General features: G+C 61.6%; 12 protein-coding genes, 1 tRNA gene and 1 pseudogene. 11 read left to right on the top strand and 3 right to left on the bottom strand.

What is annotated here, in order from left to right; all coding sequences use genetic code 11:
* Positions 1 to 68 precede the first annotated feature (68 nt).
* The 3 genes from ACFQ00_RS19575 (at position 69) to ACFQ00_RS19565 (ending at position 1,604) form a co-directional block, all read left to right on the top strand.
* Entirely contained in the window at positions 69 to 623 is a 555-nt protein-coding gene (locus ACFQ00_RS19575) for a hypothetical protein (protein ID WP_381495006.1), read from the top strand.
* A gap of 367 nt (positions 624 to 990) precedes the next feature.
* The gene (locus ACFQ00_RS19570; protein ID WP_381495003.1) at positions 991 to 1,488 is read left to right on the top strand and encodes a helix-turn-helix domain-containing protein; all 498 of its coding nucleotides are present in this window, start codon (positions 991 to 993) and stop codon (positions 1,486 to 1,488) included.
* A 9-nt stretch (positions 1,489 to 1,497) separates the two neighbouring features.
* Positions 1,498 to 1,604, top strand: a tRNA-OTHER gene (locus ACFQ00_RS19565).
* A gap of 292 nt (positions 1,605 to 1,896) precedes the next feature.
* On the opposite strand, the gene ACFQ00_RS19560 is transcribed toward ACFQ00_RS19565, so the two are convergent.
* Positions 1,897 to 2,829, bottom strand: a complete 933-nt coding sequence (locus ACFQ00_RS19560; protein ID WP_381495001.1) for a hypothetical protein — start codon at positions 2,827 to 2,829, stop codon at positions 1,897 to 1,899.
* 53 nt (positions 2,830 to 2,882) lie between these two features.
* Positions 2,883 to 3,578 carry a hypothetical protein gene (locus tag ACFQ00_RS19555; protein ID WP_381494998.1) on the bottom strand — a complete coding sequence of 232 codons (696 nt, stop codon included), beginning with the start codon at positions 3,576 to 3,578 and terminating at the stop codon, positions 2,883 to 2,885.
* A 361-nt stretch (positions 3,579 to 3,939) separates the two neighbouring features.
* On the opposite strand from ACFQ00_RS19555, the gene ACFQ00_RS19550 reads away from it, so the two are divergent.
* From ACFQ00_RS19550 to ACFQ00_RS19530, 5 genes and pseudogenes are all read left to right on the top strand, one after another.
* Positions 3,940 to 4,428, top strand: coding sequence for a sigma factor-like helix-turn-helix DNA-binding protein (locus ACFQ00_RS19550; RefSeq protein ID WP_381494994.1), 489 nt, complete (start codon positions 3,940 to 3,942; stop codon positions 4,426 to 4,428).
* Positions 4,367 to 5,148, top strand: a pseudogene (locus tag ACFQ00_RS19545) (IS5 family transposase). The gene ACFQ00_RS19550 and the pseudogene ACFQ00_RS19545 overlap by 62 nt, the downstream one beginning before the upstream one ends.
* Positions 5,149 to 5,440: 292 nt before the next feature.
* Positions 5,441 to 6,544 carry a hypothetical protein gene (locus ACFQ00_RS19540; protein WP_381494991.1) on the top strand — a complete coding sequence of 368 codons (1,104 nt, stop codon included), beginning with the start codon at positions 5,441 to 5,443 and terminating at the stop codon, positions 6,542 to 6,544.
* A complete protein-coding gene (locus ACFQ00_RS19535) occupies positions 6,544 to 8,124 on the top strand; it encodes a GmrSD restriction endonuclease domain-containing protein (RefSeq protein WP_381494988.1) in 1,581 nt (526 codons plus the stop codon). Before ACFQ00_RS19540 ends, ACFQ00_RS19535 begins: the two co-directional genes overlap by 1 nt.
* 579 nt (positions 8,125 to 8,703) lie before the next feature.
* Entirely contained in the window at positions 8,704 to 10,395 is a 1,692-nt protein-coding gene (locus ACFQ00_RS19530) for a DUF885 domain-containing protein (RefSeq protein WP_381494983.1), read from the top strand.
* Here ACFQ00_RS19530 and ACFQ00_RS19525 read toward each other — a convergent pair whose 3' ends face one another.
* On the bottom strand, positions 10,396 to 12,429 hold the full coding sequence (locus tag ACFQ00_RS19525; protein WP_381494981.1) for a S9 family peptidase: 2,034 nt from the start codon (positions 12,427 to 12,429) through the stop codon (positions 10,396 to 10,398).
* Positions 12,430 to 12,568: 139 nt separating this feature from the next.
* Between ACFQ00_RS19525 and ACFQ00_RS19520 the strand changes: the two genes are divergently transcribed.
* The 3 genes from ACFQ00_RS19520 (at position 12,569) to ACFQ00_RS19510 (ending at position 18,107) form a co-directional block, all read left to right on the top strand.
* The gene (locus ACFQ00_RS19520) at positions 12,569 to 14,797 is read left to right on the top strand and encodes a DUF885 family protein (RefSeq protein WP_381494978.1); all 2,229 of its coding nucleotides are present in this window, start codon (positions 12,569 to 12,571) and stop codon (positions 14,795 to 14,797) included.
* Complete coding sequence (locus tag ACFQ00_RS19515) at positions 14,797 to 15,825, top strand: isoaspartyl peptidase/L-asparaginase family protein (protein WP_381494976.1); 1,029 nt, start codon at positions 14,797 to 14,799, stop codon at positions 15,823 to 15,825. The genes ACFQ00_RS19520 and ACFQ00_RS19515 overlap by 1 nt, the downstream gene beginning before the upstream one ends.
* Before the next feature lie 146 nt (positions 15,826 to 15,971).
* Entirely contained in the window at positions 15,972 to 18,107 is a 2,136-nt protein-coding gene (locus tag ACFQ00_RS19510; protein WP_381494973.1) for a TonB-dependent receptor, read from the top strand.
* The last annotated feature ends 11 nt before the right edge of the window (positions 18,108 to 18,118 follow it).

Raw genomic sequence — 18,118 nt, 5'->3', positions numbered from 1 at the left:
AGCGGCCCCGCTCTGCCTTAGTCAGATCGCGCGCAAGCTGATAACGATGAGCTTCAACTGGATAGGTAATGATGTCGTACCAGCGCCGCGAGGCCCTCGTCGAAGAGATTGTTCAGGCGCAGCCTACGCTGCGCCCATTCGTACGGGATCTGTCGACCGACCTTATGGCCGGCTCTTGGGATCTCGTGTCCTACAGCTTTCAACGCGGGTTCGAGAGCCTGTGGGATTTGGCGCGGGTCGACAGCTCCGGGCTGCTCGATCGTCCGCTGCTCTCATTGTGGCGACAGAGCGTCGAGTTGGCGATCAAGTCCGCGATCCTCGAGCTTGCGGGATCGATGCGGGGGAGTCCCGGCCACAATCTGGAGAAGCTATTTCAGCAGCTTCTCGACATTCGTGCAGAGGAAGGCTGCGAGGACGATGACGATCTGGCCAACAATGTGCGGTCGATGATCGCGCAAGTGCAGTCTTTCGATCCGCTCGCCGACCGCTTCCGCTATCCCACTGATCCCGCCGGCAAGCCCTATGTCGGCGTCGCCGTCGATCTCGATCAACTGTTCCAGGCGCATTGGATCATAGCCACCTGGTGCGAGGGCGCAGTGATGGAGATGCGAGGTGACGTCTGACTGGCCAATGATGGCGAGGCGACGAAGTCCACAAACCTCTTGGTCCGGATCCCGCTCGAACCTTCCGCTGCGAACGGCTACTGAGTTGCCGACGACCTCGGAATTGGAAATTTTTCGGAGATGGGGAGGCGCCTAGGCCTCCCCGTTGGGGATACTGGGTTATGCGCATAGCGGAATATGCGTGAACGGGAATCCTGATTACCCAATATCCCTACTTTGTAGGCCCCGTCGGGCTCCCGGACCGAGCCGCCAGCGGCTCCCACTGGCAGGCCCAAGAACCTCCCCCTCCTGGGCGTCTGTGCCTCCCGGTCAAACTTGCGCTGCGGCACGGTCAGGCACATATAGGTCCGTGAAAGCGAGATACGCCATGCCCGTGAAAGCCCAAACCAAAGCCGTCGAAAGCCTGAAGACCAATGAGAAGAAATGGTCGAAGCCGCTCATGGATGCCGGTTGGACCGCGCTTCCGAGCGTCATCATCGAGAACCAGCGTCAGCTCGATCTCACCCCGCTCGACATGAACATCATCCTCTATCTGGCGAGCAAGTGGTGGAAGGCGGAAGGTAAGCCCTACCCGTCGAAGGGCACGATGGCGAAAGCGATGAACGTGCATCCGCGAACGATCCAGAAGCACATCGCGGCCATGGAAGGGGCGAACTACATCACCCGCGAAGAGCGGCGCACGCCGACCGGCAGCAAGACCAACATCTATCATCTCGACGGTCTGATTGCGGCGGTGATGCCGTTCGCCGAGGAAAAGCTGGACGAAATGAAGGACAAGAGCGAGCGCGAGCAGGTCAAGCGCGACCGCAAGGGTGCGCCGCGCCGGCTGAAGCTTGTCCACAACAAGGATGCGGACGAGGAGTGATCACGGAATTGCGCCGTAGCTCAGACGGATAGAGTCCGCGGTTGCTACGTAGTCGGTCGGGTGACACCGCCGATATACGGCCGCGGGGGTCGCAGGTTCAAGTCCTGCTGGCGCACCCCACATCATAGACACTCTCACGGGCGCGCAATACGCCCGATATTGACATTATCTTTAAAGGTGCCATGTAGGCGCCATCTAATGCCCCTATGGGCATCGCGTGGATTCTAACGGCAGTTAGGAAAAAGCGCTGGAGCTACGGCTTCAAGATCCGCTGGTCCCTACGGACCTTCCGCTCCGGTTGCGACCTGAGTGGAACGATAGGCTTCCAAGCCTTTCGACCGGCTGATGAGCGATAGGGTGTTTGTTAGATAATCGCCGTACACTCGCTTGAGAGTGTCGGCGGATTATCTATTCCACCGCCGTGTAGTTCGCGACCCTGACAAAATCGTTCGGATAGACGTTGGCGTATGGCGCGTTGGCGCTGATCCGCCCCTTCTCGCAGCACTCGAAGATCGCCCCACCCAACGCGGAGCTGTCGCTCCGCTGCGCGTCGTGATGAAGGCCGGGTTCGAGCGCACCGCCGAAACGGTAAAGCGAACGCAATGTGTCGAGGAGTTGATCTACGTCTTCGTCGTCTTCGACCTCCCGCGCCGCGCCGTCATAGGCTGCGGGATGGGCAATGAAGAAGCCGACCGCGCGGCTGTCGACGAACACGCGCCGGGTTTGCTGATGCTGAATGCGCGCCGGGACGTCATCATGGGTCAGCGCGGTCGGCCCCAGTTCCTCGAGGCGATCCGTCCAAAGGCGATTCCCTTGCCGAAGATCCAGAAATGCCGGCACGAGATCGCCATCCTGGGTCATGAAGTTGCGCGGCGGAAGCAACAGCGCCTCATTGTCCGAGCGATATCCCAACCGCCGCGCCACATGATTCAGATTTGTGCGCGCCTCTCCGGAAGCCCTCACCGCCTCAACCAGCGCGGCGACCGCAGCGTCGCGATCATGCCGCAGCTGTTGATAGCGCCCATCTCGAGCGACGAGCGTCGGCAACGGAGCGGACATGAGCGCGAAATCGAACCGCCGAAGCAACCGCTCCTGATCGGGCGCGGGGACGAAGAGCAGGGTAATCGAACCTGGTGTCGGCTGAGCATTGCCCCTCGTGCGTCGGCGCACCGCGAACTCTCCGACCGATCGCACCAGGCTATTGACGAGGGCAGGTGAGTAGAGCGCGCCGTCCTGGCTCGGCGACGGTATCCCTTTGACGATCGCGAGCGGCAACCGTGCCTGCAATGTGTCAACAGCCTCCTTGTGGATCGACTTTGGCAAGCCGGCCACCACATACATCGGTTGGGGGCCGCGCGGTTGCACAACCCGTCGGCGCCGTGACCCCGTCGACATCAGGGCATGCGGCTCAGGGTAAGCGCGATATCGATCGGCACGCTTAGGCGTTTCGCCACGTCGGGCTCCTGAGCGGCATAGAGCCGTTCGAGGGCGCTCGATCGAGCAGGCGCCGCTGTCGGCGCTTTTGCGGCCGCCGATTTGCCGTGAACGCGGACGAGGCTGGAGGGGTCGACCTCGTGACGCTCGCACCAGGCCTTAATATTCGTATCGAGCCGCTCGACGTCGGCCTCAGAGAGCGCCGTCACGTCCATCGCGTCGAGGCCGACTATGCGAAGATCCTGGTCGACGACAATCGATCCCTCTTCTGCTGCGGGGCCGCCGACATAGCTGATCTTCGGGCCAAGACGCACGGCCATGACCTGGCCCTCCGCCATGTCCAAAGTGAAGGCGAGGAGCAGGGCGCGCGGCAAACCGCGCAGAAAATGGCGCTTCTGACGGTTGGCAATCGCCCTGACGGCCCGCTGTTCGTCGCCCGCCCGAACAATCGCAATGAACGATTTCGCGGTTTCGTCCCGAACCACCGTGATGTCTGCTGTTGCTTCCGCCGCCTCCAAAAGCGTCCGTTTGTCATTCGCCGGCGGCCAAAGACCTTCCTTGGTTAGCCGCACGCCGAGATTTGAAAGAAGCAGAACTTCCGCTTCAGCATCGGCATAATGCTCCTCAACGAGTCTCTTGATTTCATTTTCGATCATGGCGCCTTCTTATTCGCTCGTGCGACCACCCGCCACTAACATCTCGATGTCGTAGCGCCTGCGGCAGATACCTATTCTACGAACATCTTTGGCCGGGAAGCCGTCATAAAGTTCGCACGCCTGCATAGCGCCATCCCGCCTTCGGCGGTCTGGAAGCTGTTTAATCCGGCTCCCGCGCGGTGTGTGCGGGTCGCTTTGCCTTTGGCCCGGCCGTGCCGGTCCTGCAACCCGCTGACGCGGGTCTTCCACGTGCGTTCCAGCCCTTCGGGTGCAGGCCCGGCCCTTTAGGCCGGACCTGTCGGCGCTCCGCCGCCCACCCCGCTCTTCCGCCGGGTGCGGCTGTTGGAGAGGGAGAAGAGGGATGCAGCAGCGTATCAATGGAGCCACCGTGCCGCAGGAGATGGACCGGCTTTCTGTTATGCGGCGGGTGCTTGAAGGTCTGCCGGAGACAACGCTCGTCGTGTTCATGGCGCACCGCGTAGAGGGTAAGCGCTATGCCGAGATCGCGCGAGAAATGGGCATCAGCGAATGGCGTGTCGAGCGTCATATGGTGAAGGCAATCAGCCGGATCGCGGGCGTGGGTGCGCGCTACCGAACGGCGTTCTTGGCGCTCGATCCCGTATCCCGGCAGGTGCTGGAGCTGGCCTGGGAGGGGCTTTCGCATGACCGCATCGCGCTGCGGCTGGGGCTTGCCTTGCACGAGGTCGAGACCCGCATGAGCGGTGTTGCTGTCCGGGATTCCCAAACTGGTCCATTTCTGATTCAAGGTTGCTTTTGGGGGAGCAGTCATGGGCCGTGGGGACTTGTCGGATGCGGAGTGGGAACTGATCGGCCCGCTGCTGCCATCTGAGCGGGGGCGCTGGTCCCGGCCTGCTGGCGATAATCGGCGCTTTCTCAACGGCATGCTTCATGTATTGCGGGTTGGCTGCCCCTGGCGCGACATGCACGAGCGCTACGGCAAGTGGAACTCCGTCTATGTGCGGTTCCGACGCTGGGCCGAACAGGGTGTCTGGGATGCCCTGCTGCAGACGCTGGTTGATCTCGGCCTGACAGACGACTGGCAGCACATGATCGACAGCACCACGGTTCGCGGCCATGTCGCGGCAGTGGGCGGAAAAGGGGGGCTTGTGCGCAGGCTTTTGGTCGATCACTCGGCGGCTTTACGAGCAAAGTCCATGCCCGCTGCGACAATCAAGGACTGCCTATCGGGTTCATCCTGACCGGCGGCGAGGCTTCGGACTACGCTGCCGTCGATGACCTGATGGCCCTGCCGTTGCCCAAGCCAAAGGCGTTGCTGGCCGACAAGGGCTACGATGGCGACCGGTTCCGCGAAAACCTGCTCATGCCCGGTATTCTGCCGATCATCCCACCTCGATCGAACCGCAAGACCCCAGTCCACCCGGACTATCGGCGCTACAGGGACCGCAACCGCATCGAGCGGATGTTCAGCAAACTGAAGCAACAGCGCCGCATCGTTACCCGCTACGACAAGACAATCTTGTCGTTCGAGAGCTTCCTCAACCTCGCCGCAGCACGCCTATGGCTTAAGTCTTTTGTCAACACGGCCTAGGGCAGCGCAAGCTCCAAGATCTGCGTGGCTGATTTTTGGCTGGAAGCTGCAAGCACGTCAGTTCCTGCCTAGCTTTGGCAACATGCATGCATTCGCGCGGAATGGGGGAAGATCGATGTTGCGTCGACTACGCGAATCTCGCATCGTGCCATGCCATGAGGCGGGATCGGGGCAGCTTGGTATTATTTCGTGAATTATCGGGTGGCATGAGGCCGGGCGCAAGAGCAAGAATGCGGTCGCTCGCATGCGCTGAGCGCGCGCGTCGACTAGGCTTGATGCGAGCGCTCAGGCGATGAGCGGCGAGGAGGAAGCGCCGGGCACCGCCGCCGCGGCGGGGCACAGTAGCGTTCGTCCTCGTCGGTCGGCTTGTAAGCCAAGCGAAACGGAATATTTTGCGAGCCACGGGGCAGCACTAGGCTTTCCCGACCCGCTTGAGCGCGGCAAGCGCATTTACGATTTCAATCTGTCAGGCGCGCGAAACTACCTGCAGCTTGACGGACTGATGGGCGAACTCACCGCCTTTCTGGTCGAGCTCGCCAGCGATTATGCGGGCGGACGGCCGGAGCTTCTTTACTATCCGGCTAAGCCAACCGATCTGCAGCTATTGGTCAAGCCCTATGCGAGCATGCTGACCAAGGTCTATCGCATCAATTGTCTTCAAAATCGCAACTATCCAGCAGCGCCGCGTGACGGGTTAGTCGAATATGCCACGCTTTACAGCCATCCTAAGATGAACGACCTCATTCGCACACGGTTGGTATGCAAATATATGGACGGGCCTAGGTTCGTCGCCGAGGGGATCGAACACTTCTGCGAGCGCCGTGAGTTTGGCTATCGTTCTTACCCTATGCACAGCGAGACGGGCTATCACGCCTGGCACTGCTACATCCGCACACCGGTTGACATGGCGGTCGGTGATGCGGTCGAGGCGCGCGATATATGGCTTGAGCTGCAGGTCACCACTCAACTCGCTGAGAGTATAACCGCGCTGACCCATGGCTTATATGAAACCAACCGGACTTCGGTGTCTGACCGCTCGAGCACAGAATGGCGCTGGAATCCTCGCACCCAGCAGTTCCGCTCAGCCTATCTTGGCCACACGCTTCATCTTCTTGAAGGGATTATCCAGACCTTTCGTGACGAGGTGCTAGGCCTCGAGCCGCCGTTTGCTGAAGGCGAGAAAGAAGCTGGGAAAGCGGACGCGGGTCGCTCTGCCCCGGGCGCGACCGACAACGAGGATGTCGCCCAAGGTGGGCTGGACGCGGACATCGCGCCGCTGCCACCTGAGTCCGATGGCGAGAAAGCCGCTGGTGAAGAAGCTGCTGACGAGGATGCCACGGACGACAGCGGCGAGCCAGCTGAAGCGCTGGACGACGAGGATGAAAGAACAAGCTAATGATCAGCGCCCCCCAACCCTTCGTGGTCCATCTCTTCACGATCTTCCGTCAAATTGCAGCTGGCGAGCTTCGCATTCCGGCCTTCCAGCGCGATTTCATCTGGCGCGAGCGACAAGTGATTGAACTTCTCGCAAGCGTGCGTGAGCATTATCCGGTCGGCAGCATTCTCTTGTGGCACGTTGAACAAAAAATGCTCGAGATCGCCTCGAGCCAGGTCTCAGCTTTTCCGCTCGTCACAGAGTCATATCCCACCAGCTATATCCTCGATGGTATGCAGCGCCTTTCGACGCTCTATGGTACATTCCACTTCAAGCTTGGCGACGACGAGGTCTTCAATGTCCTTTATGACCTGCGGCGGCAGAATTTCTATCATGCAGCTGATCTCACGCCCCAACAGGCCGAGGCTGCAATTCCGCTGGCAGCGCTGATCTCGCCGCGGCGGATGCTCGAACACCAGGCGCGGCTCGCCGAGCTGCCCGATGGTGACAAGCTTCTCGAGGAACTTCTCGCCACTCAGGGAGCGTTCCAGGATTATATGATCCCAGTGGTGCGCATCGCTGGCCATGACATCGACCGCATTGTTGGGATTTTTGAGCGCATCAACTCGACCGGGACGCGGCTCGACACCGTCGACTTCATGCGCGCGATCACTTGGAATCAGGCGTTTGACCTCAATCGCGCGCTAGATACAGCCCAAGAGGCGTTGGGCGAGGACGGCCTTGAGGTGTCAGACGAGACCATCATAAAGTGCGTTGGGCTCATGCTAGGCGTCCAGCCATCTCGCGAAGAGTTACTGACGCTGCGTGCACGGACTCCCGGCGAGCTTTCGCAAGCCTTTGCGCAGTTCCCGCAACGGCTTGAAGAGGTCGCCGCCTTTCTGCGCGAGCGGCTGCGCATCGAGAGCAGCGCCTATGTGCCTTATGAGGGGCAATTGCTCGTGCTGTTCAAGGCAGTCGGCATGGCAGAGGCAAGCGGGCCGGAGCTAGATTTGCTCGAGCGCTGGTTTTGGGCTGCGGGTTTCAATGAGAGCTTGCGTGGTAAGCCTGATCACTATGTCGTTCGCGCGGTCGAAGGTTGGCGCGCACTCATAGCCGGGCAAATCCGAGGCCTTGAGCCGCGTCTGCGCCTATCAGTCGCTGATTTCTTCGAGCGCAGGCTTATCAAGGGTAAGGCACTCTCCGGCGCCTTTGGCGCCATGTTCGCCGTGCGCGAGGGACGCAGCCTCCTTACGGGCGAGGTCGTTCCAGCGTCGCTCTACATGTCGGTAGCCGATCTCGACTCGTTCCAAACAATCTTCTCGGCTGAAGCGCTCCGCGCGAGCGGCATCGACCTTGGACCTTCCTCACGCATCTTCCCAAATATCATCTTGACCAATGTGCTTGAGCGCGAGGTCCCCGGGCCGTCTGACTGGCAAGAGCATATCCTGCGCCTTGCGCAAGCGGGAAAAGGCGAAGTGTTGGCCTCTCAGCTCATTGACGACCTCGCGGTGGCGCACTTGCGCGCTGGCGAGGTGCAAGCGTTCCTGCGACGGCGTGCCGAACTCATGCGCGAGCAGGCGCTTGCTCTGGTTGGGAGTTAGCAGGGGCGGCGATGCGGGGAGGGAGCCAGTCGGGATAGATACGTAGGCATCAGGCAATTTTCAGCCTGCCCACCATGGAGACTGAGGCGGCCGACCCGCAACGTTAACAAGGGCGGTCTCCAGTTCGCAGCAAATTTGACGACGAATCGGTACTAAGCGCAGTCCCTACAGAACCGCTTTAAGACTCGAACCATTCCGTGAAAAAGTCCCTTGGTATCGGTCATGGTATCGCTTGAAAAAGCTTAATTATTATCGTTTAAAATCAAATTGATGGGTTCGGACATCGAGTCCGACCGGGGGTACCAGAAGCCGTCTATGGACGTCCATTTTGGTTCGCCAAGTGTCTGCCTGGCCCGGACCAAGGCTTGTGCTTCTCTCCTCGGCACATCGAACGGGCCTATCAAGAATTTGATATTGTTGTCCGGTGCTCAGCCTTGAGAGAAGTTCGTCATGCATCCAGGGGCGCGACGTATGCTTTTCCGCATGGTTATGAGTTGTATTCTGGTTTTTTTTACAGCGCACGTTGCCGCTGAGGCAAAGGTCACGAATTGCGCTAAGCTGGGGTCCGAAAACCTGGACTTGCTGTTCCGGGAGAGCGATGCCGCCTATCTGACGCGCAATCCCATCCAACGCCTGCGTCGGAACAGCGCGGACCGTACACCACATTTCGGCGACATGATCAGCGACGCCTGGCTCGATTCAGAGCGATCGGCCGCTGAGGCGGAAGCGGCGGCACTGAAACAGATCGACCGCGCGACGCTCGATCCCGTGCGGCAGGTGTCCTACGACATGTTCGCGTGGAACAAGGCGCTGGCGCTTGAGGGGGCGATGCCGGCCATCCGGCACATCACGGACGTCCAGCCGCTGGATCATTTCTTCGGCTGGCAGGTCATCATGCCGCAACTCAGTTCCGGCGCGGGCGCTGCGCCTTTTGCGGCCGTTCAGGATTATGAGGACAACCTCCGTCGCCTCGACGAGTATGCGCTCTATCTCGATCGCATGGTGCAGCGCTTGCGCGAGGGGTTGCGGCGGGATCTGACACAGCCAAAGCGTGTTGCGGAGACTGCTCTGAAGCAATTCGACGCCGAGGTGGTGGACGATCCCAAGGCGTCGTCCTTCTACAAGCCCTTGCTATCGTTTCCCGCCGCTGTCCCGGATGCCGATCGCCGCCGACTGGAAGGCGCGTATCAGGCGTTCCTTCGCGATCGGCTGATACCTGCGCACCGGCAGGTGCGGGATGTGTTGAAGAGCGAATATCTGCCGCGCGCACGGGAAAGCATCGGACTCGGTGCGCTGCCGGGCGGAGACGCGCTCTATCGCCATCTCATTCACCGGCAGACGACGACCACCATCAGTCCCGAAGATGCGCACCGGCTCGGCATCTCCGAGGTCGCGCGCATTTCAGCAGCGATGGAGGAGGCGAAGCGTGGAACCGGCTTTTCCGGGAATCTTGCCGAATTCTCAGCGTTTCTGACGCGCGAACCCCGCTTTCAGCCTGCCTCGGCCGAGGAAATGCACGAGGCGTTTCGCGCGATCGATGTCCGCATGACGGGTGTCGTGGAGCGTGCCTTTTCCGTTCTGCCGAAAACCCCGCTCGATCTGCAGCCGACGCCTGCCTACCGGGCAGCCACGTCCGCGTTCGGAGAATATGCGCGCGGATCGCCGGATGGATCGCGGTCCGGCATCTTCTATTTCAACACCCATGCCTTGCCGACGCGCTTCACATGGGTCTACGAAACGCTCTACCTGCACGAGGCGGTGCCGGGGCATCATTTTCAGGCAAGCCTCGCGATGGAGAATGCTGCGCTCCCGAACTTTCAGCGCTTCGAAGGGCCGAGCGCGTTCAGCGAGGGCTGGGCGCTCTACGCCGAAAGCCTTGGTCCGGAACTGGGGTTCTACACCGATCCCTATCAGCATTTCGGTCACCTTGCGGACGAAATGCTGCGCGCGATGCGGCTGGTGGTGGACACGGGCATCCATGCGAAGGGCTGGTCGCGAGAGCAGGCGATCGCCTATATGCTAGCGCACTCCGCGATGAGCCGGAACGAAGTCGAATTCGAGGTTGACCGTTACATCGCCATGCCCGCGCAGGCGCTTTCCTACAAGGTCGGCCAGATCACGATCCGCCGGCTGCGCGACAAGGCCGAAAAGGCGCTTGGGACGCGCTTCGATCTGCGCCGGTTCCACAACGAGGTGCTGTCGTCCGGCCGGATCTCGCTCGCCGTGCTTGAAGCCAAGATGGATCGCTGGATCGCCACGCAGGCGGAATAGCTATTCGGGGCGCAGCGCACTTGCAAAGAAATCCTCGATCCGGTTCTGCAGATAGTCGAGGTCGTGCCCGAGGATCTGGTGCTCCTGCTCCGGGAAGATCAGCAGATCGAATTTCTTGTCGGCATCGATCAGCGCGTCCGTCATCTTCATCACGTCGACAAGGGTTGAGGTGTCGAGCGTGGTCCCTACGAGGAGCAGGGGGCCATTCACCTTCGGCGCCAGCCGGAAGATGGTCGCCTCGTCATATACGGCGGGATTCGTTGCGGGCAGGCCTAGGTAGGGCTCGTAGAGAATGCCGGCGCGCGCATCGAAACTGGGGACGATCGAAACTGCGGCCTTGTAGACATCGGGCGCTTCGGCGAGCAGCCGCAGTGCGAAGTGGCCGCCCCATGAGCGGCCCATCACGCCGGTGCGAGCAAGATCGATATAGGGCCGCTCGCCCGCGAGCTGGAGCAGCGCGGCGCGGTGGTCCGCAACCACATGCCCGCCCCAGTTGCCCATCACGGCATCGTGGAAGCGCTTCGAACGTCCGGGTGTGCCGCGCGCATCGAGGATGAGAACGAGATAGCCGCGTTGCGCCAGCGCCTGCGGGAACGAGGACCAGCCGGGCGCAGGGCAGAAGCGGTCCGGAGTCAGCCGCAGCTGCGGCCCGCCATAGACATATTCGACAAGCGGGTAGCGCTTGCCGGGGTCGAAACCATCAGGTTTGTAGAGGACGCCGTAGAGATCGGTTTTGCCGTCCGCAGCCTTGAGCCGGAGTTCCTCCGGCAACGGCCTGCCGGTTGCGGAGAGTTGCGTGGTGTCCGCTTCCAGGATCGTACCAACGATACGCCCATCTGTATCGCGCACGAGGTGGCGGGGCGGCGTGTTTACGGTCGAATAGCTGTCGATGAAGAGCGCGCCGTCTGCAGAGAAGCGAATATCGTGTCGGCCCTTGCCGTCAGTCAACTGGCGGACGGTGCCACCGTCCAGTGAGACAGAATAGAGGTGACGGTCGTAGGGGCGTTCTGGATCGCGCGAGCCCGTGAAGTAGACGGTTCGGCTGCGGGCATCGAAACGAGCCACTTCGTCCACCGGGAAGGCGCTGCTTGTCAGTTTTCGGACGAGCCGCCCATTGAGATCGTAGTGATAAAGCTGGTTCCAACCGTCCCGCTCGGATTCCCACAGGAAGCCGTCCGGCAGCATCGTGAAACCGTAGCTCATCGGGAACAGCACCTCGTGCTGCATCCGCACGAAGCTCTGGCCGGTTTCCGTCATCACGGTGCGCACATGGCCTGTTCGGCCAGCCGCGAGCACCTCGATACGGTTGAACGTGCGGTTGATCGCGGCGAAGAGAAGTTCCGTACTGTCCGTGGTCCAGCCGAGCGGCACGAAATAGCGGTCGTTGGTATCACCGACATCGAGGCGCAGCGGCTCTCCGCCTGCGACCGGCAGCAGAAACGGCTGGGCGCGGTCGAGCGGCTGGCCCGCCTTCTGCTGGCGAACCATTACGAGTTCCTCGTTCTGGCCGGGATAGCGGACCTGCGGGGCCTTGAAGACATTGGAGCGGTCGTAGCGGAGCGCGAAGAGCAGGCTGCCGTCTGGCGACCAGCCCTCGGCGGCGAAGGGGCCGATATCCCACGAGACGTCTCCAATGCCGTCTGTCGTCAGCGTTCGCGCGGGGCCGCCCGACGCCGCTCGCACACGGACGTTGAAGTCGTGCACGGACGCGAAGGCCGATCCATCCGGTGCTGCGAGTTCGTCGACATCGAGCGGGCCTGCGAACCAGAATTCGCGTTTGAATGTTCGCGACGGCGCGGTGGGTGCGGGGGCTGCCGCGGGTGCCGTCGTCCCCTTCTCGGGATCGAAGAGGTGCCATTCTCCGCTGCGCGCATAGACGATGCCGCCGCCAGGGCTCCAGCGCGGCTGGACGGCGCAATCGGGTACGAGCGCCCCTGTCGTTTGCAGGGGTGTCTTATCTGCCGCTGAAACAGGACTGGTCGTGGCAAGCGCCATCACGACCGCCAGAACCGAAATTGTCGCCTTGTGCTCCATGTCACCTCGCTTTCCCGTCGATCCTAACGCGTGGCGGCTGCGATTTCGCTAGCATGAATGGCATAGGTCCGCCGTTTGTCATTCGGCCTGTGTCATTCATGCTATTGGCGATGTGGCGATGCTGGATAGAGTGCCGCGCATGCAACGCTTCATCGTCCTCATCGCGGCGCTTGGGGCCGCCTTTCCGTCCGCTGCGGAAACGCAGTCTCAATCTTCTCTCCAGCTGCGCCGCGCGGCGGATGCCGTTCTCGCCTGGCGCACTGCGGAGGATGTCGAGGTGCGCCTTTCGCAGGGGCTTCCCGTCACGCGAATCGGCAGGGTCTCGTTCGCTGACGAAACCGCGTACGCCGCGCGCGCCACCGCGCTTGCAGGTGAGCTCGAGGCTGTTGAAACGGCTGGCCTTTCATCCGCCGAGGCGGAGCTGCGCCTCGCGCTGCTTCAGGACCTTCGCGCGCGTTCGAGCGCCGCCGAGGACTATTGGTTCGATTTTCTGGTGACGCCGTATCGCGGCGGCGACCTGCATCAGGCTGCCGCTGCGGCGCTGGCGAGCGCGGCGGTGAAAACCGATGCGGAGCGGGCGCACTATCTCGCGCTTATCGATAGCTACACGGCGATGGTCGATGCCATTGCGGAGCGGACGAAAGCGCAGCAGCGGCGCGGCAACCTGCTGCCAAAGTCCGCGCTCCCCGGCGCGCTCAAAACGCTTGAGGGCGCGCGAACGGCTGCTGTTGCACGCGCGACCGTTGGCCCAGATCGCCTCGCCGCTCTCTCAGCGGCTGTTTCGGCCCGCTTCGTTGCCGATGTCGAGGCACGGGTGGAGACACGTCTGCTCCCGGCCTTCGATCGTCTTCGCGCTGTGCTGGACGATCGCTATCTGAAGGCCGCGCCCACGGCCGTTGGCATCAGCCAGTATCGCGGCGGACTTGACCGCTATCGGCGCTGCGTTGCGGCGGGAACCGGGCTTGATCTCACGCCGGACAAGATCCACGCGATCGGCCTCAAGGCGCTCGGGGAGATCAATGCGCGAAAGGCTGAAATTCGTACGCAAACGGGTTTCACGGGCGACGCCGCCGCGTTCGACCGCGCAATGCGCACGGACCCGCGCGGGTTTGCAAAGACTGCGGACGAGGTCGTGGCGCGTTACGAAGCCTCCATGGCGACGATCGCACTGCTTCTGCCCGGCCTTTTCTCGGAATTGCCCTCGGCGCCTTATGGCGTGAAGCGCCTCGACCCCGCGGATGAGCCGGGCATGACCTACGGCGTCTATCAGCCGCCATCGCCGTCGTTCCCCATGGGCCAATACCGGTTCAATGGGTCCGGTCTTGAAACGCGCACGATGATCGGGGCGCATCACCTGATCGCCCACGAACTCATGCCGGGGCATCATCTGCAGATCGCACTCGCCCGCGAAAGTCGGCAGCTGCATCCGGTCCAGTCCTATCTCGGGGCAGGGCCATACGTGGAAGGCTGGGCGGAATATGCGGCGTGGCTCGTCGAGGATGCCGGGCTTTATGCGCCGTATGACCGGTTCGGCCATCTCGTCATGCAGTCGTTTCTCGCCTCGCGCCTGGTCGTCGATACGGGCCTCAACACGATGGATTGGCCGCTGGAAAAAGCGCGTGCGTTCATGGCTGCGAACACGTTCGAAGGGCCGGAGCAGATCGCAACGGAAACTCTTCGTTATTCGACAGATATTCCGTGTCAGGCACTGGGCTACTATCTCGGCTACGATACGTTCCGCGAGGGCAGGAAACGGGCGGAGGCGGCGCTTGACAAGGATTTCGACGTGCGCCGGTTCCATAAGGCGGTGCTGACTGGAGGTGCTGTTCCGCTCAACATCATTGCGCAGCGTGTCGACCGCTTCATCGCGGACGAGAAGGCGACTGGCGCGACGACCTCCCATGTCGCGGCGCTCAGCAGCACGGGCGTTTCCATCGCCGCGTCTCCGCGCGCAGTCTGGGATGTGCTTGTCGATAGGCGCCGCTGGATGCCGGCGATGACAGAGCAGAAGATGCTGCGCGGCAAGCCGGACGCGGCGGGCGGGCTCTACATGCATTCCGTGAAGGCGGGTGAGGGCGTTGTTTCCCGGCTTGAGGAAATCCTGCTCGCCGAACCCGGGCGCCGCCTCGTCCTGCGTATGGCCGATCCGGAAACCGGGCGAACATACGCGTTCGTCGATCATCGCATCCGCGCCGAGGGCAAAGGCACGCGTCTCGATTTCGAGATGTATTGGTATGAAGATGTATCGGGCCGCAAAGCACCGGCGGAGATCGATGCCATTCGCACCGACTATTCGACGCAGACGGTTTCCAAGATCGATGAAGCGCTCGCACGGCTGAAGACTGCCGCCGAAACATCGTCGCATTGATGACCGGCCTGAAGGAGCTTGGCATGAAGGGGTTAAGCATGAAGATCGGAACGTTCGCAGCCGCTCTCGCTCTTTTCATTGCGTCTCCCGGTGCCGCGGATGAGGCGGCGTGGACGCTTGTCATCCACGGTGGTGCAGGCGACATCACCCGCGATCAGATCTCCGCCGAGAAGGATGCGTTGCTGCGCGCTGGGCTGCAGCGGGCGCTCGCCGCTGGCGGCGACGTGCTGGAACGGGGCGGCACGGCCGTGGAGGCTGTCGAGGCGGCGGTGCGAATTTTGGAGGATGATCCCAATTTCAACGCGGGCCGAGGTGCAGTTCTTACGGAAAACGGCACAGCCGAACTCGATGCGTCGATCATGGACGGGGAAACGCGCCGCGCCGGTGCGGTCACGGTTGTTACCACCACGCGCAACCCCGTGAGCCTGGCGCGCACCATCATGGCTCATGGCAAGCAGGTGATGTTCGCGGGTCCCGGTGCGGACGCGCAGGCGCGACGGTTCGGGCTTGAACAGGTCGATCCGAGTTACTTCATCACCGAAGAGGAAAAGGACTGGCTGCGCAAACACCAGAAGGCATCCGGGGCGACGGCCGCTTTGGACGGTATGCGCAAATATGGCACGGTCGGCGCCGTGGCACGTGATCAACGCGGGCATCTCGCGGCAGCGACATCTACGGGAGGCCGCATGGGCAAGCCCTCCGGGCGGGTCGGCGATTCTCCGATCATCGGCGCCGGCACCTACGCGGACGATCGCGCCTGCGCGGTTTCCGCGACCGGGATGGGGGAGTATTACATTCGCAGCGCCGCCGCCCATTCGATTTGCGATCGTATGCGCTATCTTGGGGAAGGGCCGAAGGTTGCGGCCGATGCTGTGCAGGCTGAAACAGCCGCGCTCGGCGGAACGGGCGGTGTCATTGTCGTGGCCCCGGACGGTACACCCGCCTTGTCCTTTAATACTAACGGGATGATGCGAGGGGTCCTGCGCGCCGGCAAAACGCCCGAGATCGCGCTCTTCGGAGACGAGTGAGCCTTCGGGCTTGTCATAAAACACCTATGGCCGTCGCTGCCGCATAGCATGTTTACGACATGGAATGCGCTTCTGCGCTTCCGTAGGATTTCCGGAAATACAGCGGGCAAAGCCGAACGCAAAACCGAACAAGGGGGAATTTCCGGATGACCAACAGAGCTTTTCTTTGTGTTGCCCTGCTGGCGACAACAGTGATGCCGCAGACCGTGTTTGCACAGGACGTGCGGGAGAGCGCGTCGGACGACGTTCTGTCCGGCGAGATCATCGTCACGGCGCGCAAACGCGAGGAACGGGCGATTGACGTACCTGCTTCCATCAATGTCTTTTCCGGAGACGCGCTCGCCGCGACCGGCGTGACCTCGCTCGTCGATCTTCAGTTCCAGACGCCGGGCCTCAAGATTGCGCAGGGCGGCGGCGGCACACGCGTTTCGCTGCGCGGCGTCGGTACCAACATCAGCAGTGGCAGCCCCTCCGTCGCCGTTCATATCGATGGAATCTATATTCCGCGTCCCCGCTTCGCACTCACCGAGATGTTCGATATCGGGCGCGTTGAAGTGCTGAAGGGGCCAGAAGGCACGCTTTATGGGCGAAACGCGACTGGCGGCGCCATCAACATCGTGACGGAAGGGCCGGGGCCTGAACTCGCGGCGGATGGCTACGTGGGCTATGGCAGCCGCGACCTTCTCACCGCGCAGGCGGGAGTTTCTGTGCCGTTCGATGATCGTGGCGGTATTCGCATCAGCGCCGCTTTTGCCAACGACGATGGCTATACGAAGAACCTGAATGCGAGCGGCGATGAGGTCGACGATCGCAATTACCGCGCGATCCGCGTCAAGGGCGATTACGATCTCAGCGAAACGTTGTCGGCCTCCTTCACGGCTCAGTATGTCGACGATGAAGGCACGGTCAGCTTCGGTAACAGCAACAATCCAGACTCCCCCGTCTACGCGAGCCTCCCGTCCGAACAGCGCGAAAGCGCCCGGCGTATCAATGTCGATACGCCGCCAGAATCCGATCAGGAAGGTCTGCTGCTCTCGGGAACGCTCAGCCTCGATCTCGGCGGCGTGACGCTGAAATCGCTGACTGGGTACATCGATTACAAGTCGACGGCGCGCGTGGACGTCGATGGCTCTGGGGGATTCATTGCGTACTCCGATACGGATTCGCGTTCGAAATTCTTCTCGCAGGAATTCCAGCTTTCCGGCGGCAATGCCGATAGCGTCAGCTGGACCACGGGCCTCTATTATTCGAAGGAGAAGAACAGAAGTTCCGCGATCGAGACCGATGCAGACTATCCGGATCCGACAGGGTTCGTCTACACGGATCAAACCCAGGTCTTCAAATCGCGCAGCGCCGCCATTTTCGGTGAAGCGACGGTCGCGCTTGGTACGCGCAGCTCGGTTCTGGTCGGCGCGCGTTACACCGAAGAGAAGCAGACAGGCGAAAGCGCCTTCGCTGCGCCTCTCTTCTTTCCGGACCCGATCCTCCGCTCGTCATCCGTGAAGGATGATGCGTTCACGCCGAAAATCGTGTTCGAGCACAGGCCGTATGACGGTGGGAAAATCTATGCGAGCATCACGCGCGGATTCAAGAGCGGTGGTGCCAGCCTTTCCACCACCGCGAACACCTACAAGCCCGAAAAGATCTGGGCTTACGAGATCGGCACGAAGAATCGCATCGCGGGCGGCCTCGCCGAGATCAGCTTCGCGGGCTTCTACTACGACTACACCGACCTGCAGCTTCGCACGGTTCTGTTCACCGATACCGGTATCATCTCGCGCATCACGAATGCGGCCAAGGCGGAGATTTATGGCGCGGAGCTTTCGGCGGCCGTGCATCCGGCCGAGGGGCTGACGTTCGATTTCAACGGAGCGTGGATCGAATCCGAACTCAAGAACTTCGTCTCCCCCGTCACGCTGACACAGCTTGATGGGCTGCCGATGCCGCTCACGCCGAAATGGAGTTTCACCGCCGGCGCGCAATACAGTGCGCCAATCGGTTCGGCGGGCAAGCTGACGGCGCGCGGCGAGGTAAGCTATCAGTCGTCCGTGATTTTCCCGCAGTTCACCGATCTCGCGCGCGAAAGGCAGGGCGGATACACGTTGCTCAACGCCAATCTGCGTTACGATCTGCCGGGCGAAAACATCTATGTCGCGCTCATCGGGCGCAATCTTACGAACAAGCATTATCTGACACAGCGCTTCTTCTTCGCTGGCTTCGCGGACACCGAGTTTTACGGCACGCCGCGTACCATCGAGGCGCGCGTCGGTTTCAAATTCTAATCTCATCCCTT

It is taken from the genome of Sphingosinicella xenopeptidilytica, from assembly GCF_042676985.1.
Taxonomy (GTDB): domain Bacteria; phylum Pseudomonadota; class Alphaproteobacteria; order Sphingomonadales; family Sphingomonadaceae; genus Sphingosinicella; species Sphingosinicella xenopeptidilytica.
This window is presented reverse-complemented; position numbering and strand designations above follow the sequence as displayed.

Coding starts and splice junctions, on each gene's coding strand:
- ACFQ00_RS19575 (WP_381495006.1), top strand. CDS start 69: ATGATGTCGTACCAGCGCCGCGAGGCCCTCGTCGAAGAGATTGTTCAG.
- ACFQ00_RS19570 (WP_381495003.1), top strand. CDS start 991: ATGCCCGTGAAAGCCCAAACCAAAGCCGTCGAAAGCCTGAAGACCAAT.
- ACFQ00_RS19560 (WP_381495001.1), bottom strand. CDS start 2,829: ATGTATGTGGTGGCCGGCTTGCCAAAGTCGATCCACAAGGAGGCTGTT.
- ACFQ00_RS19555 (WP_381494998.1), bottom strand. CDS start 3,578: ATGATCGAAAATGAAATCAAGAGACTCGTTGAGGAGCATTATGCCGAT.
- ACFQ00_RS19550 (WP_381494994.1), top strand. CDS start 3,940: ATGCAGCAGCGTATCAATGGAGCCACCGTGCCGCAGGAGATGGACCGG.
- ACFQ00_RS19540 (WP_381494991.1), top strand. CDS start 5,441: ATGAGCGGCGAGGAGGAAGCGCCGGGCACCGCCGCCGCGGCGGGGCAC.
- ACFQ00_RS19535 (WP_381494988.1), top strand. CDS start 6,544: ATGATCAGCGCCCCCCAACCCTTCGTGGTCCATCTCTTCACGATCTTC.
- ACFQ00_RS19525 (WP_381494981.1), bottom strand. CDS start 12,429: ATGGAGCACAAGGCGACAATTTCGGTTCTGGCGGTCGTGATGGCGCTT.
- ACFQ00_RS19520 (WP_381494978.1), top strand. CDS start 12,569: ATGCAACGCTTCATCGTCCTCATCGCGGCGCTTGGGGCCGCCTTTCCG.
- ACFQ00_RS19515 (WP_381494976.1), top strand. CDS start 14,797: ATGACCGGCCTGAAGGAGCTTGGCATGAAGGGGTTAAGCATGAAGATC.
- ACFQ00_RS19510 (WP_381494973.1), top strand. CDS start 15,972: ATGACCAACAGAGCTTTTCTTTGTGTTGCCCTGCTGGCGACAACAGTG.